Source organism: Streptomyces sp. 5-10 (assembly GCF_014712245.1).
Classification (GTDB): domain Bacteria; phylum Actinomycetota; class Actinomycetes; order Streptomycetales; family Streptomycetaceae; genus Streptomyces; species Streptomyces violaceusniger.
Genome location: NZ_JACVYG010000042.1, coordinates 65,791 through 79,782 on the forward strand (window position 1 = coordinate 65,791; position 13,992 = coordinate 79,782).

The 13,992-nt window shown below is 69.3% G+C and carries 12 protein-coding genes; 7 read left to right on the plus strand and 5 right to left on the minus strand.

What is annotated here, in order from left to right:
* Positions 1–25: 25 nt before the first annotated feature.
* A complete protein-coding gene (locus IEJ02_RS34780) occupies positions 26–400 on the minus strand; it encodes a DUF4180 domain-containing protein (RefSeq protein WP_191068495.1) in 375 nt (124 codons plus the stop codon).
* 241 nt (positions 401–641) lie between these two features.
* Here IEJ02_RS34780 and IEJ02_RS34785 point away from each other — a divergent pair, with 241 nt between their 5' ends.
* The 6 genes from IEJ02_RS34785 (at position 642) to IEJ02_RS34810 (ending at position 9,745) form a co-directional block, all read left to right on the plus strand.
* Complete coding sequence (locus tag IEJ02_RS34785; protein ID WP_191068496.1) at positions 642–1,874, plus strand: ROK family transcriptional regulator; 1,233 nt, start codon at positions 642–644, stop codon at positions 1,872–1,874.
* A gap of 56 nt (positions 1,875–1,930) precedes the next feature.
* A complete protein-coding gene (locus tag IEJ02_RS34790; protein WP_223864970.1) occupies positions 1,931–3,442 on the plus strand; it encodes a glycoside hydrolase family 30 protein in 1,512 nt (503 codons plus the stop codon).
* 229 nt (positions 3,443–3,671) lie between these two features.
* Positions 3,672–4,928, plus strand: coding sequence for an ABC transporter substrate-binding protein (locus IEJ02_RS34795; protein ID WP_191068497.1), 1,257 nt, complete (start codon positions 3,672–3,674; stop codon positions 4,926–4,928).
* 20 nt (positions 4,929–4,948) lie between these two features.
* On the plus strand, positions 4,949–5,932 hold the full coding sequence (locus tag IEJ02_RS34800; RefSeq protein ID WP_191068498.1) for a carbohydrate ABC transporter permease: 984 nt from the start codon (positions 4,949–4,951) through the stop codon (positions 5,930–5,932).
* A gap of 53 nt (positions 5,933–5,985) precedes the next feature.
* Positions 5,986–6,801, plus strand: coding sequence for a carbohydrate ABC transporter permease (locus IEJ02_RS34805; protein ID WP_191068523.1), 816 nt, complete (start codon positions 5,986–5,988; stop codon positions 6,799–6,801).
* Positions 6,802–6,814: 13 nt separating this feature from the next.
* Entirely contained in the window at positions 6,815–9,745 is a 2,931-nt protein-coding gene (locus IEJ02_RS34810) for a glycoside hydrolase family 2 TIM barrel-domain containing protein (protein ID WP_191068499.1), read from the plus strand.
* Between the two features lie 30 nt (positions 9,746–9,775).
* Here IEJ02_RS34810 and IEJ02_RS34815 read toward each other — a convergent pair whose 3' ends face one another.
* The 4 genes from IEJ02_RS34815 to IEJ02_RS34830 are packed head-to-tail and all read right to left on the minus strand — an operon-like array spanning position 9,776 to position 12,822.
* On the minus strand, positions 9,776–10,546 hold the full coding sequence (locus tag IEJ02_RS34815; protein WP_223864971.1) for an amino acid ABC transporter ATP-binding protein: 771 nt from the start codon (positions 10,544–10,546) through the stop codon (positions 9,776–9,778).
* On the minus strand, positions 10,546–11,196 hold the full coding sequence (locus IEJ02_RS34820; RefSeq protein WP_191068500.1) for an amino acid ABC transporter permease: 651 nt from the start codon (positions 11,194–11,196) through the stop codon (positions 10,546–10,548). The genes IEJ02_RS34815 and IEJ02_RS34820 overlap by 1 nt, the downstream gene beginning before the upstream one ends.
* Positions 11,196–11,936: an amino acid ABC transporter permease gene (locus tag IEJ02_RS34825; protein ID WP_191068501.1), complete on the minus strand. Its 741-nt coding sequence runs from the start codon at positions 11,934–11,936 to the stop codon at positions 11,196–11,198. Before IEJ02_RS34825 ends, IEJ02_RS34820 begins: the two co-directional genes overlap by 1 nt.
* Positions 11,937–11,985: 49 nt before the next feature.
* The gene (locus IEJ02_RS34830) at positions 11,986–12,822 is read right to left on the minus strand and encodes an ABC transporter substrate-binding protein (protein ID WP_137981078.1); all 837 of its coding nucleotides are present in this window, start codon (positions 12,820–12,822) and stop codon (positions 11,986–11,988) included.
* 324 nt (positions 12,823–13,146) lie between these two features.
* Here IEJ02_RS34830 and IEJ02_RS34835 point away from each other — a divergent pair, with 324 nt between their 5' ends.
* Entirely contained in the window at positions 13,147–13,992 is an 846-nt protein-coding gene (locus IEJ02_RS34835) for an IclR family transcriptional regulator (protein WP_191068502.1), read from the plus strand.

Genomic DNA, 13,992 nt, shown 5'->3' on the forward strand with positions numbered 1-13,992 from the left:
CTCCCTCAGCTCTTCCGCCGCTCCCTCAGCTCTTCAGCCGCTCCCGCAGTTCCTCGACGTCCGCCAGGAACCACGTCTGCCGTCCCCGATCGCACTCGCGGACGAAGTCCCGCAGCGCCGAACTGCCCTCCGTATGACGGGAGATGTCGCCGAGGACCACCAGCCCCATGGCGTATTGCACGAACTTCTGGATGATGTCCCCGGCCACGCGCGTGCTCAGCCGGAAGAACGCCTCGTCGAACCGCTCCACCGGGATGACGACCCACTGGGCGCCCTGGTATCCGGCGTTGCCGATGAGATCCAGCGCGTCGCGTTCACCGCCGATGGTCTCCCCCTCGGAGGAACACATCAGGACGGGGACGCCATGGATCGTCTGCAGGTCGCTCGTGAGGTCGCTCATGGCGGTCAGGCTAAATGCCGCACGTGGGCGCGGTCGACGGCATTTTGGGTCCCGTCCGCCTGACAGGTCCCACCCGTCGACAGGCCCTGCCCACCTGACAGGCCCCACCCTTGGCGCCCCAGCTGTCCCAACGCTTCGTACAAGGGTTGGTCGAAGGGGTTGTCTATGGTCTGGCCCACGCTCTAGCCTGGCGCGGCACCCGCGACACAGCAGCATCTGCCCGCGCAGAGGAGATTCCGGCGTGAAGCGCACCTCCCGCGACATACGCACCGCCAACCGCTACGGGGTGCTGCGCCATATCGTCGCCCAATCCCCCGTCTCGCGGCAGGAGGTGGCCGCCGCGACCGAGCTGAGCCTGGCCACGGTGGCGAATCTCGTCGGGGAGCTGCTCGACCTCGGGATGCTGGTGGAGGTCGGCTACGAGGACTCCGCCGGCGGCCGGCCGCGCGGCCTGGTCGCGGTCAACTCCTCGGGCGGCGCGCTGATCGGCGTGGATGTGGCGGAGACGTACATCCATGTCGAGCTGTTCGATCTGGCGCTGACCGTCCTGGCCCGCGCCGACGAGGAGTTGCGCCCGGAGGAGAACGACCCGGCCAAGGTGGTGGCGCATATCGCCGCCGCCGTGTCCTCGGTGGTCGAGCAGTCGGGGGTGGCCGCGGACCGGGTGCTGGGCGTCGGCGTCAGCATGCCGGGCCAGGTGGACCGCGAGGGCGGGGTCTCGGTCTTCGCCCCCAACTGGGACTGGCATGACGTCCCGCTGCTGCGGCTGCTGGCCGAGCACATCCCGTACCCCCTCCACCTCGACAATCCGCTGCGCGCCTGCACGGTGGCCGAGCAGTGGTTCGGCGCGGCGCGCGGGCGGAACGACGCCGTGGTGGTCAACCTCGGTACGGGCGTGGGGGCCGGGCTGGCGCTCGGCGGAACCCTGCACCGCGGGGTCAGCAACAGCGCCGGTGAGTGGGGGCACACCACCCTCATCCTGGACGGACGGCAGTGTCACTGCGGCAACCAGGGCTGTGTGGAGACCTATGTCGGCGCCCCCGGCATCATGCGGAATCTGCGCGAGCTGAGCCCGGACAGCCCGCTGCTGCACCCGGACGACCAGACGGCCACCATCCAGGCGCTCGGCCGGGGCCTCGCGGAGGGCGATCCGGTGGCCCTGAAGGTGGTGCACACCACCGCGCGCTATCTCGGCGCCGCCCTCGCCGATCTGATCAATCTGCTCAACCCGGAAGTGATCGTCCTCAGCAGCTGGGTGGCGGCCGCCCTCGGTGAGCCGCTGCTCGTCGAGGTGCGCGAGGCGGTGGCGGTGCGCGCGCTGCGCCGCCCGCTGGCGAACACCGAGATCGTGCTGTGCCCGATCCCGTCCAACCCCGTGAGCCTCGGCGCGGCGACCTTCGCCCTGGAGGGCTCGCTCGCGTCGGTGGGACTGAAGAACCGCCGCACCACGCCGAGGAGCCGCAGCACAGCCTGAGGAACCTCAGCACAACACGAGAACGCGCAGCACCTCGCGTCAACGGAAGGGTTGTCATGCCACGGATTGTCATGCCACGGATAAGACGACACCACCGAGCCCGCGCCCTGCTGGTGGGATCGGCCACCGCACTCGCCCTGACCGGTTCGCTCACCCCCGCCACCCCGGCCGCCGCGGACGGGCCCCCGGTGGCGCGGGTCTCCCCGCGGTCCGCGCAGACCATCGACAACATCGGCGCCTCGGGCGCCTGGTGGGTCAATGACGTGGGCCGCTTCTCCCCCGCCGTACGGGCACAGGCCGCCCGGCTGCTCTTCTCCCGGGACGGGCTGGCACTGTCCGCGTACCGCTACAACATCGGCGGCGGTGGCACCGGCGTCACCACCCCCGAGCGCGCCCCCGACGACTTCCTGCGGGCCGACGGCGGCTACGACTGGTCCAGGGACCCGGGCGGGCGGCTGTTCCTCCAGTACGCCGCCCGCTACGGCGTCAAGGATCTGATCGGCTTCGTCAACAGCGCCCCCGCCGAATGGAAGACCAACGGAAAGAGCTGCGGCGACCATCTCGACGCCGCGAAGGAGAAGGACTTCGCGCGCTATATCGCCGATGTGGTCGCCCATTTCGCGGCCAGGGGCGCGCGGCTGGACTACATCAGCCCCTTCAACGAGCCGACGAACAGTTTCGCCGAATGCGGCCAGGAAGGCATGCTGGTCGGCGTCGAGCAGCGCGATGACATCGTACGGGCGGTGGGCGCCGCACTGGACGCGCGCGGCGGCCGGACGGGAATCATCGCGGACGAGTCCAGCAGTACGGACGGATTCAACAACGAGGTGCCGCAGTGGCTGAGCCAACCGGGCACCGCGGGCCATGTCGACAAGCTGGCCCACCATACGTACAACAACCCCAGCGACGCCTCGCGCACTCAGGTCGGCGAGACGGCGAAATCCTTCGGAAAGGCGTCCTGGTCCACCGAGATCTGCTGTTTCGGCAAGGGCGGCACGGGCTGGGCCCAGGAGTACGACCCGACCATCGACAACGCGCTGCTGATGTCCCGGATCATGCACAAGGACTTCACGGTGGCGCATGACTCGGCGTTCCACTGGTGGACCGCGCTGTCCAACAAGATCGGCGCGGACGCCCAGAGCGGTGCGGACACCAAGAACGACCAGGGCTGGAACGACGGACTGATCTACTACGACCCCGACTACGCCACCAACGGAAATCAGCGGCTGTATATGACCAAGCGCTATTACGCGCTCGGGCAGTACAGCAAATTCGTCCGCCCCGGGGCCGTTCTGCACGAGGTGACGGGCACCCCCAGCGGGGTCGAGGTCACCGCCTTCCGGGACGAGGGCCGCTGGGTTCTGGTGGTCAACAACCACCATTCCGCCGCGTCCGATCTCACGGTGGATCTCGGGACCTCCGCACGGCTTTCCCCGCTCTCCGCGGTACGGACGTCGGCCACCGAGAACTGGGCCAGGGCGGCGGCGCCCAGGATTTCCGGCGGCTCGGTTTCGGCCTCGCTCCCGGGCCGTTCCATCACCACGTTCGTACTCGGTCAGCGCGGCTGACTCCCGGCCCCTCGCGGGGTGCGGAAGCCGCAGTGGGAGCGTTCCCACAGCGGCTTCCGCGCCGCTTTCGTTCGACGCCTCGAACCGCCCGGCACCGCCCTGACGCGACGTCACCACCCTTACCGCACCCACTTCGTCCAACCCCTTGCCGAAGTCTTCGTCTATGGCTAACGTCCCGCTGCACCAAGGAACGTGACGGATCTGGCGGCGACGGAGACGAGGACGTCATATGTCGAACATCAGCAGAGGCAGGGACTGGGACCGCCGCGGCGTGCTGCGCGCGATGGGCGGAGTGGCGGCGCTCGGCGGACTCGCCGCCTGCGGTTCGAACACCGGCCGCTCGGGCGGCGGCGGTAAGTCGATCAAGCAGATGTACCACGCCTACGGAGAGCAGGGCACCCAGCAGGCCGCGAAGAAGTTCGCCGACGCCTACGACAAGGCCAAGGTCACCATCGAATGGGTGCCGGGCGAATACGAGTCGAAACTGGCCACCACCCTGCTGGGATCCGGGGCACCCGATGTCTTCGAATACCACCCCGATCTCCAGCTGGTGCGCTCCCGGCAGATCGTTCCGCTCGATGACATCATCGCCGATGTCAAGGACGACTTCCTGCCGGAGGACATCACGGCGAATTCCGTGGACGGGAAGATCTACGGCATCCGCATGATCGACGATCCGCAGTTCTTCTTCTACCGCAAGTCCCTCTTCGAGAAGGCCGGGGTCAAGCCTCCGGCCACCTTCGACGAGCTGATCGACGCCGCGCACAAACTCACCAGCGGCAAGGTCAAGGGGCTGTACATCGGCCAGAACCTCAAGACCATCAGCAAGCCGCTGGTGTGGTCCACCGGCCCGCACTATCTGGACGCGGACCACAGAATCGCCTACCACACCGACAACCTCGTGGAGACCCTGACCAAGGCGCGGGAGCTCTACAAGAGCAAGTCACTGCTGCTGGGCGCGCCCACCGAGGTATGGGACCCGGCCAGTTTCCTCCAGGGCCTGTGCGCCATCCAATGGTGCGGCATATGGGCGATACCGGCGGTCCAGAAGGCGTTCGGCGACGACTTCGGGATCTTCCCCTTCCCCAAGTCCGGCGCCGGGGGACGCCAGGTGGTCTACAACGGCGGCTGGTCCACCTATGTGTCCGCCAAGGCCAAGGACGTCGACGCGGCCAAGGAATTCGTCAAATGGCTGTGGATCGACCAGAAGAAGTACCAGCAGGAGTGGGCGCTGGACTACGGCTTCCACATCCCCGCGCGCAAGAGCATCGCCGCCGGGGCGGACAAGCTCAAGAGCGGGGTGGCGGCCGAGGCGGTCGAGCTGTTCAACACCCACGGTGTCTTCGACGACCCGTACTGGACCGAGGGGATGTTCAACATCCTGCTCGACGCGGTGGTCAATTCGGTGCGCGACAACAAGAATCCCGAGGCCGAACTCGACAGCGCCGACAAGAAGATCGAGCGCGCGCTGAAGAAGCTCGGATAGGCGGGCGACCGGGAACCGTCATGGCGACCACCACACCCACCCACAGCGCCGCCAAGGGCCGAGCGCCCCGAGGAGCGGCCCCCGCCCGACGACGGCCGCGGGGACTCGGCGGCTCCCGCGGCCGCACCCTCAACTTCTGGCTGTTCACCGGCCCGTTCCTGATCGGGCTGATCGTCTTCGTCTATGTGCCGATCGGCTGGAGCCTCTGGCTGAGCCTGCACAACGCCCAGGGCACCGTCACCCCCAGCGAGTTCGTCGGCCTCGGCAACTACGCCGATATGCTCGGCGACGGCGATTTCGTGGACAGCCTCGTCAACTTCACGATCTTCGCCGCGATCATCGTGCCGATCACCTACGCCCTGTCCCTCACCCTCGCGCTGCTGGTCCACCGCATCCGCTTCATGAAGGCCTTCTTCCGGTCGGTCTTCTTCCTCCCCACCGCGTGCAGCTTCGTCGTGGCCTCGCTGGTGTGGAAGATGTCGCTGTTCAACGGGTTGCGCTACGGGATGATGAACACCGTGCTGGGCTGGTTCGGCATCGACTCCGTCGCCTGGCTCGCCTCCCCGCATCCGCCCTGGTACTGGCTGGTGATCTGCTCCGCCCGGCTGTGGCTGCAGTGCGGCTTCTACATGATCCTCTTCCTGGCGGCGCTGCAGAACATCCCGCGTGAGCTGTATGAGGCGGCGGCCGTGGACGGCGCGAAATCCGGCTGGCAGACGTTCCGCCACATCACCCTGCCGCAGCTGCGCGCCACCTCGGTCGCGGTCGTCCTGCTGCTGCTCATCGCGGCCTACCAGGCGTTCGACGAGTTCTACAACATCCTCGACGAGGGCCGGGCCACCTGGGGCCGGCCGCCCCTGGTCGACCTCTATCTCCAGGCCCTCGGCGCCAACCAGGACTACGGCCACGCCAGCGCGGGCGCCCTGATCCTCGCCCTGCTGATCGCCCTGGTGACCCTGGCCCAGGGCAGGTTCCTCGGCTTCGGAAGGGGCGATGAGAAGTGACCGCCACGACGCCCGGGCCCACGGCGGGCCGCAAGCGCTCCGCGCGCTCGGTCATGGGCAACACCGGCCTGTACCTCGCCCTGGGCGTGGCCACGGTGCTGTTCCTCGTGCCCTTCTACCTGATCGTCCGCAACGCCCTGTCCACCGACGCGGACATCACCGGCGAGAGCTGGCGGTTCTTCCCCACCGACCTGCAGTGGGGGAACGTCAAGGAGTTGTTCGACGACCCCTCGGTGCCGTTCGCGAAGGCCCTGTGGAACTCCACGGTGGTGGCCGTGCTGCACACCCTGGGCACCCTGCTGGTCTGCTCCCTGGCGGGATACGGCCTGGCCCGCATCCCGTACCGGCACGCGAACAAGGTGCTGTACGCGGTGCTGTTCACCCTGATGGTCCCGGCGGCCGTGACCTTCGTACCCAGCTATGTGCTGGTGTCCTCGCTCGGCTGGGTCTCCTCGCTGCGCGGTCTGATCATCCCGGGGCTGTTCAGCGGGTTCACCGCGTTCCTCTTCCGCCAGTACTTCCTCGGCTTCCCCAAGGAGCTGGAGGAGGCGGCCCGGGTGGACGGGCTCGGCTACTGGGGCGCGTACTGGCGCATCGTGGTGCCGAATTCGCTCAACTTCTTCGCCGCGATCTCGGTCATCACCTTCATCAGCGGCTGGAACGCCTTCCTGTGGCCCCTGGTCATCGGCCAGGATCAGAGTTCATGGACCGTGCAGGTCGCGCTGTCCTCCTATATGACCGCACAGACCATCAACATCCACCTGATCTTCATGGCAACGGCCGTATCGATCCTGCCACTTGTCCTGGTCTTCGTGTTCCTCCAGCGCTGGCTGGTGCAGGGTGTCGCACAGACCGGTATCAAGGGCTGACCGAGGAGAGTCGATGAGCTCCACGCAGCACACGCCACTGCCCTACTACGAGGACGTCTCCCCCGGCGCGGGGGTGCTGCCGCCCCGCCCCTGGACCCCGTCCTCCGACGCCGCGCGGCTGAGCCTGAACGGGACGTGGTCGTTCCGGCTGTCGCCGACCGCCACCGCCGAGGACGACTCCTTCGCCCGCCCGGGCTTCGACGCCCGCGGCTGGGACGAGCTCCCGGTGCCCGGCCACTGGGTGCTGCACGGCCACGGGGCCCCGATCTACACCAATGTGCGCTACCCCTTCCCGGTGGATCCGCCGCGCGTGCCCGACGAGAACCCGACCGGCGACCATCTGCGCGTCTTCGACCTGCCCGGCGACTGGCCGGCCGGCGGGGACGCGGTGCTGCGCTTCGAGGGCGTCGAGTCCTGCGCCCGGGTCTGGCTCAACGGCGAGGAGCTGGGCACCTTCAAGGGCAGCCGGCTGCCGCACGAGTTCGCGGTCGGGGGCCTGCTCCAGCCGTCCGGCAACGTGCTGGCCGTACGCGTGCACCAGTGGTCCTCCGGAACCTATCTCGAGGACCAGGACCAGTGGTGGCTGCCCGGGATCTTCCGTGAGGTGACGCTCGAGCACCGCCCCGAGGGCTCGCTCGACGACTACTTCGTCCACGCCAGTTACGACCACACCACCGGCGAGGGCACCCTGCGGATCGACTCCGACCCCGGCGGCCGGGTCACCGTGCCCGAGCTGGGTCTTGACCTGGCCACCGGGGAGAGCGCCACCGTCCCCGTCGAGCCGTGGACGGCGGAGACGCCCCGGCTGTACCAGGCGCGGCTGACCACCGTGGGCGAGAGCGTCTCGCTGCACGTGGGCTTCCGTACCGTGGTGGTCGAGGACGGGCTGCTCAAGGTCAACGGCCGGCGGGTGCTCTTCCGCGGCGTCAACCGGCATGAGTTCCACCCCGAGAACGGGCGGGCGGTGGACCTCGCGACCATGCGCCGCGATCTGGTGCTGATGAAGCAGCACAACATCAACGCCGTGCGCACCAGCCACTATCCGCCGCATCCGGCCTTCCTCGGACTCTGCGACGAGCTGGGGCTGTGGGTCATCGACGAATGCGATCTGGAGACCCACGGCTTCGTCGACCTGGGCTGGCGGAACAACCCGGTGGACGACGACCGCTGGACCCCGGCGCTGCTCGACCGCGCCGAGCGGATGGTCGAGCGCGACAAGAACCACCCGTCGGTGGTGATGTGGTCGCTGGGCAACGAGTGCGGCACCGGGCGCGGGCTGTCCGCCATGGCCGACTGGATCCGGGAGCGCGACCCGTCCCGGGTGATCCATTACGAGGGCGATCTGTCCTGCGCCGACACCGACATCTACTCGCGGATGTACGCGCCGCACGAGGAGGTCGACCAGATCGGCCGGCGCACCGAGCCGCCGTGGGGCGATCCGGAGCTGGACGCGAAGCGCCGGGCGCTGCCGTTCATCGAGTGCGAGTACGCGCACGCCATGGGCAACGGCCCCGGCGGGCTGAGCGAGTACCAGCGGCTGTTCCAGGAGCATGAGCGCTGCCAGGGCGGTTTCGTCTGGGAGTGGATCGACCACGGCTTCACCCGGCGCGCCCCCGACGGCCGCTTCTACCACGTGTACGGCGGCGACTTCGGCGAGGAGCTGCACGACGGGAACTTCGTGTGCGACGGGCTGCTCTTCCCCGACCGCACCCCCTCCCCCGGCCTGATCGAGTACAAGAAGGTCATCGAGCCGGTGCGGATCGAGGGCGACGGGGCCGACGGCACGGTCCGGATCACCAACGGCCATGACTTCGCGGATCTGTCCCATCTCGTCTTCTCCTGGACCTATGAGGCCGAGGGCGAGGCGATCGGCTCGGGTGAGCTGGCGGTGCCGCCGCTGCCCCCGGGCGAGTCCGCCGTCCTGAAGCTCCCGGCGCCGCCCGACGCCGAGGCGGGGGCGGAGGCGTGGTGGACGGTCGAGGCGCGGCTCGCGGCCGCGACGGCGTGGGCCGGGGCGGGCCATCCGGTGGCCTGGGCCCAGCTCCCCGCCGCCGCGCCCGGCACCGGCCGGGCGCGCGCCCTCGCCTCCGGGGAGGCGCCGCGCCGCGACGGCGACCGGATCGTGCTGGGCCCCGGCGTCTTCGACGCGGCCACCGGCGCCCTGACGTCCCTCGGCGGGCTCCGCCTCACCGCACCGCCCCGGCTGGACGTCTGGCGCGCGCCCACCGACAACGACAACGGCGCGTCCTGGCAGCCGGACGAGCGCTGGGGGCTGATCTGGCGCCGGCTCGGTCTGCACCGGATGCGGCACCGGACCGACGCGGTGGAAACGGCGCCGGACGGTGCGCTGACCGTCCGTACCCGCGTGGCGCCCGCCGCCGTGGACATCGGCCTGGAGACGGTCTACCGCTGGACCGCCGACGGGGACGGACGGCTGAGCCTGGCGGTCTCCGTCACCCCGCTGGGCGAGTGGACCTGCCCGCTGCCGCGCCTGGGCCTGCGACTCGGGGTCCCGGCCGCGCTGGGCGAGGCCGAGTGGTTCGGCGGCGGCCCCGGCGAGGCGTACCCGGACACCCGCGCCGCCGCGCGCGTGGGGCGGTGGGCGCTGTCGGTGGACGAACTCCAGACGCCGTACGTGCGTCCGCAGGAGAACGGCGCCCGGATCGACGTCCGCTGGGTGCGGCTGACCGCGTCCGACGGCTCTGGGGTGCGGATCGAGGGCGATCCGGCCTTCTGGTTCACCGCGCGCCGCTGGACCACCGAGCAGCTCGACGCGGCCGAGCACACACCGGATCTCGAACCGTCGAACGAGACCGTGTGGGTGAACCTGGACCACGGACAGCAGGGCATCGGCAGCCAGTCCTGCGGCCCGGGGGTGCTGGAGCCGTACCGGCTGCTCGCGGCCCCGGCACAGTTCTCCTTCACCTTCAGCCCGCTGGGCTGACCCGGCGGTCCCGGGCGCGGCGGCCCGGCGTCAGGTGTCCAGGACCCGCTGCAGGAACTGCTGGGTGCGGGCCTCGGTCGGGCTGCCGAAGACACGCTCGGGCGTGCCCTGTTCGAGCACGACACCGCCGTCCATGAAGACCACGCGGTCGGCGGTGTCCCGGGCGAACCGCATCTCGTGGGTGACGACCACCATGGTCATGCCCTCGTCGGCCAAGGACCGCATGACCCCGGTGACCTCGCCCACCAGCTCCGGGTCGAGGGCGGAGGTGGGTTCGTCGAAGAACATGATGGCGGGGTCCATGGCGAGCGCGCGGGCGATCGCCACGCGCTGCTGCTGGCCGCCGGACAGCTGGGCCGGATAGGCGGCCGCCTTCTCGGCGAGACCGACCCGGGCCAGTGCCTCCCGGCCGCGCTCGTCGGCCTCCTTGCGGCCGGTCTTGCGTACCTTGCGCAACGCGAGGGTCACATTGCCCAGCGCGGTGTGGTGCGGGAACAGGTTGAACTGCTGGAAGACCATGCCGACATGGCCGAAGATCTCGGGTGCGCGCTTCCGGTCGTGCAGGGGGACTCCATTGACCCAGACCTCTCCGCGGTCGGCGCGTTCCAGGTCGCACATGATCCGCAGCAGGGTGCTCTTGCCGGAGCCGCTGGCTCCGATGAGCACCACGACCTCGCCCGCGCCGACCTCGATGTCGATGCCCTTGAGGACTTCCAGCTCGCCGAAGCGCTTGTGCACGCCGGACAGGCTGACCTGGGCGGTGGTGGCGGGGGTCCGCTCCGTAAGGGATTTGGTGATCATCAGGCGGTCACGGCCTTTCTCTCCATCCGCCGGACGACGATCGACAGCGGGGAACAGATGACGAAGTACAGGACGGCGATCGCCAGGTACGTCTCGCCGGGGTGTCCCACCCGGTCCACGATGGCCTGGCCCTCGCGGAGCAGTTCGGCGTAGCCGATGACGACGGCGATCGAGGTGTCCTTGACGAGCGAGAGGTACTGGCCGACCAGCGGGGGCAGCACGATCGACCGGGTCTGGGGGAGGATGACCGAGCGGAAGGTCTGGGCGCGGGTCAGGCCCAGGACCCGCGACGCCTCCCACTGACCGTGCGGTACGGCCTCGATGCCGGCCCGGAAGATCTCCGCGACGTACGCGCCCTGGAAGAGGGTGAGCGCCAGCAGGGCGGCCCCGAAGACGGTGATGTTCCCGATGTTGAGGTAGACCGCGCCGAAGTAGATGAAGAGCATCTGGACCAGCAGGGGTGTGCCCCGGAAGACCTCCAGGTAGCAGCGGGCGAGCTGGGCCAGGACGGGGATCCGGCTGGTGCGGATAGCCGCGATGACCAGGCCGAGCAGGGTGCAGGTGGCGATGGCCGCCACGGAGAGCTCGACGGTGGCCCACAGCCCGGCGCCGTACAGGTCCCGGTTGGACCACATGACCGACCAGTCCATCATGCCTCCTTGCGGACCAGGACGAGGCGGCGGGCGGCGGTCCGCAGGCCCGCCAGAGCCGACTGCCGGGTGCTGACCGGGCGCAGCGGCGGTTTGAAGGCCGCGCGGCCGATGAGCCCCGCCACCAGCACGACCAGGTTGGTGAGCACCAGATAGAGCACGGCGGCGATGCCGAAGACCTGGATGGTCAGCAGGTTGCGGGAGTTGATCACCATGGCGGTGCCGGTGAGTTCGGGCACGGAGATGGCGGACAGCAGGGACGAGCCCAGGATGATCTGGACGAGCTGGTTGACCACGGCCGGATAGACGTTGCGCAGCGCCTGCGGGAGTACCACGTGCAGATAGGTCCGGAAGGGGGTGAGGGCCAGCACGCGGGAGGCCTCGCGCTGGCCGCGCGGAACGGCCTGGATTCCGGCCCGGAAGATCTCGGTGAGGTACGCGCCGACGTTGACGCCGAGCGCCGCGATGCCCGCCTGTACGGGGCTGAGCCGCAGCCCGGCCGAGGGCAGGGCGAAGTAGGCGACGAACATCTGGAGCAGCACCGGGGTGTTGCGGATGACCTCCACGTACACGGCGGCCGGGGCGCGGACGAGTGCGTGACGCGATCTGCGGGCGAGGGCGCCCAGCAGACCGAGGGCGCAGGCGAGGGCGAAGGCGGCGAGGGACAGCTTCAGGGACAGCCAGGCCGCGCTGAGATAGGTGGGCCAGTCCTGGAATGCGTAGGTCCAGTCGGCGAGCATGGGGTTCCTCCACGGGGGCGACGGCTGGGGTGCCGCCGCCCGGCAGGGCTCAGTAGGACGGGTTGAGCGGGTAGACGGGCTTGACGCCGAACCACTTCTTGTAGAGGGCCGCGCTCTGGCCGGAGGTGTTGAACTCCCGGAGCCAGGTGTTGATCCACTGCAGCCAGTCCGGGTCGCCCTGGCTGACCCCGATCGCGTTGTACTCCAGTGGTACGACCGAGTCCTTGGTGACCTTGAGGGACGGGTCGGACTTGGCCTGGGAGTTGAGGAAGTTGGAATCCTCGACCATGGCGTCGGCCTGTCCCTGCTTGACCGCGAGCACGGCCGCCGCCGAGGTGTCGTACTCCTGGATCCGCGCCCTCGGGTTGCCCTCCTTCACCGCGGCGCCGTTGGTGGAGCCCTTGGTGACCGCCACCTTCTTGCCCGACAGGTCCTTGATGCCGGAGATATCGCTGGACTTCTTCACCATCAGCACCTCACCGGCGACGATGTACGGGTCGCTGAAGGCGACCTGCTTCGCACGCTCGGCGGTGGTGGTGAAGTTGCAGATCACGGCGTCGACCTTGTGCGTACGCAGATTCGGGACGCGGTTGGCCGAGGTGGTGTCCACGATCTGCGCCTTGACGCCCAGCGCCTTGGCCATGGCCTTGGCGACGTCGACATCGAAACCCTCGGGCTGATTGGCCTTGTTCGTCGACCCGAAGGGCGGGAACGTCAGACAGCTGGCGATGCGCAGGGTGCCGCCGCGGGTCACCTTCTGCAGGGTGGAGCTCTGCGCCCGGGAGGCCGCGCCCTGGCTCGAGGAGCAGGCGGCGAGCAGGGTAGTGGCGGCGATGGCGCCCGCGGAGATCGCGGCCAGCCTGCGGGCATGAGGGCGTCGTCCCATGGCGGGACTCCCTTCGGGGAGGAAAGGCTTCGGGGAGGAAAAGGCTTCGGGGGAGGAAAGCCTTCGGGGGAGCAAAAGCGAGGAAGATCGACGAGCCGCGATCGCCGATGATCGCCGAACTCAGAGATGTTGCAATGCAGAATCTGATTCCGTAATTGGTGCGCATAAGCTAGCCGAGCCGAAAGAGGCCGTCAATGACTGATTTCATATCTTGACATCTGATGCTGCTATGCAAAATGGACCGAGTCGACTACCGTCCCCGCATCACCCGCGCGGAGCCCCCCAACTCCTCGCCCCAGGACCCGACGGAGGGGGAAGGACCGTATGTCCGGGCCCGATACCGCCCACGGCGACCAGGAGGACCGGCCCGCCCCGACCGGCCCCCGGCGCAACACCTCGTCCTCGCTGCGCCGGGCGCTGTCCATCGTGATGTTCCTGGCCGAGGACCGCGGACATCCGCGCGGCGCGACGCTCACCGACCTGGCCGAGGGCCTGAACCTGAGCAAGAGCACCATCCTGCGGCTGCTGGCGCCGCTGCGGGAGGTGCGCCTGGTGGACCAGGACGCCGACAGCGGGCGCTACCGGCTGGGCCCCCAGAACGCCCTGCTCGGCCAGGTCTACCTGGAACGCCTCGACTTCCGGGAGACGGCCGCTCCCCATCTGCACGAGCTCGTCGAGAGCATCGGGGAGACGGTTCACCTGGTCGTCTTCGACCCGCCGGAGATCGTCTACATCGACAAGGTCGAAAGCCCCCAGCCGGTGCGCATGCACTCGCGTATCGGCAGCCGGCAGCCCGCCTACTGCACCGCCGTCGGCAAGGCGTTCCTGGCCCACGCCTCCGACGCCGTGGTGGAACAGGTCATAGCACGGGGCATGCCGCCCCGCACCCCGGCCACCATCACCTCCGCCGAGCGGTTGCACGCCGAACTGGCCGCCGTCCGGGAGCGGGGGTACGCGATCGACGACGTGGAGAACGAGGAGGAGATCCGCTGCGTCGCGGCGCCGGTCTTCGATCACAGCGGGACGGTCGCCACGGCGATCAGCGTCTCCGGGCCCGCCTCCCGCGTCACCCGGGACCGCGTCGCCGAGATCGGGGAGCTCCTCCTCGACTCCACGAAGGCCCTGTCCGGGCGCCTGGGCGGGACGTTGCCGCCCGCTCCCGCCCTATAG

Coding starts and splice junctions, on each gene's coding strand:
- IEJ02_RS34815 (WP_223864971.1), bottom strand. CDS start 10,546: ATGATCACCAAATCCCTTACGGAGCGGACCCCCGCCACCACCGCCCAG.
- IEJ02_RS34795 (WP_191068497.1), top strand. CDS start 3,672: ATGTCGAACATCAGCAGAGGCAGGGACTGGGACCGCCGCGGCGTGCTG.
- IEJ02_RS34805 (WP_191068523.1), top strand. CDS start 5,986: ATGGGCAACACCGGCCTGTACCTCGCCCTGGGCGTGGCCACGGTGCTG.
- IEJ02_RS34780 (WP_191068495.1), bottom strand. CDS start 400: ATGAGCGACCTCACGAGCGACCTGCAGACGATCCATGGCGTCCCCGTC.
- IEJ02_RS34835 (WP_191068502.1), top strand. CDS start 13,147: ATGTCCGGGCCCGATACCGCCCACGGCGACCAGGAGGACCGGCCCGCC.
- IEJ02_RS34830 (WP_137981078.1), bottom strand. CDS start 12,822: ATGGGACGACGCCCTCATGCCCGCAGGCTGGCCGCGATCTCCGCGGGC.
- IEJ02_RS34800 (WP_191068498.1), top strand. CDS start 4,949: ATGGCGACCACCACACCCACCCACAGCGCCGCCAAGGGCCGAGCGCCC.
- IEJ02_RS34790 (WP_223864970.1), top strand. CDS start 1,931: ATGCCACGGATTGTCATGCCACGGATAAGACGACACCACCGAGCCCGC.
- IEJ02_RS34820 (WP_191068500.1), bottom strand. CDS start 11,196: ATGGACTGGTCGGTCATGTGGTCCAACCGGGACCTGTACGGCGCCGGG.
- IEJ02_RS34825 (WP_191068501.1), bottom strand. CDS start 11,936: ATGCTCGCCGACTGGACCTACGCATTCCAGGACTGGCCCACCTATCTC.
- IEJ02_RS34810 (WP_191068499.1), top strand. CDS start 6,815: ATGAGCTCCACGCAGCACACGCCACTGCCCTACTACGAGGACGTCTCC.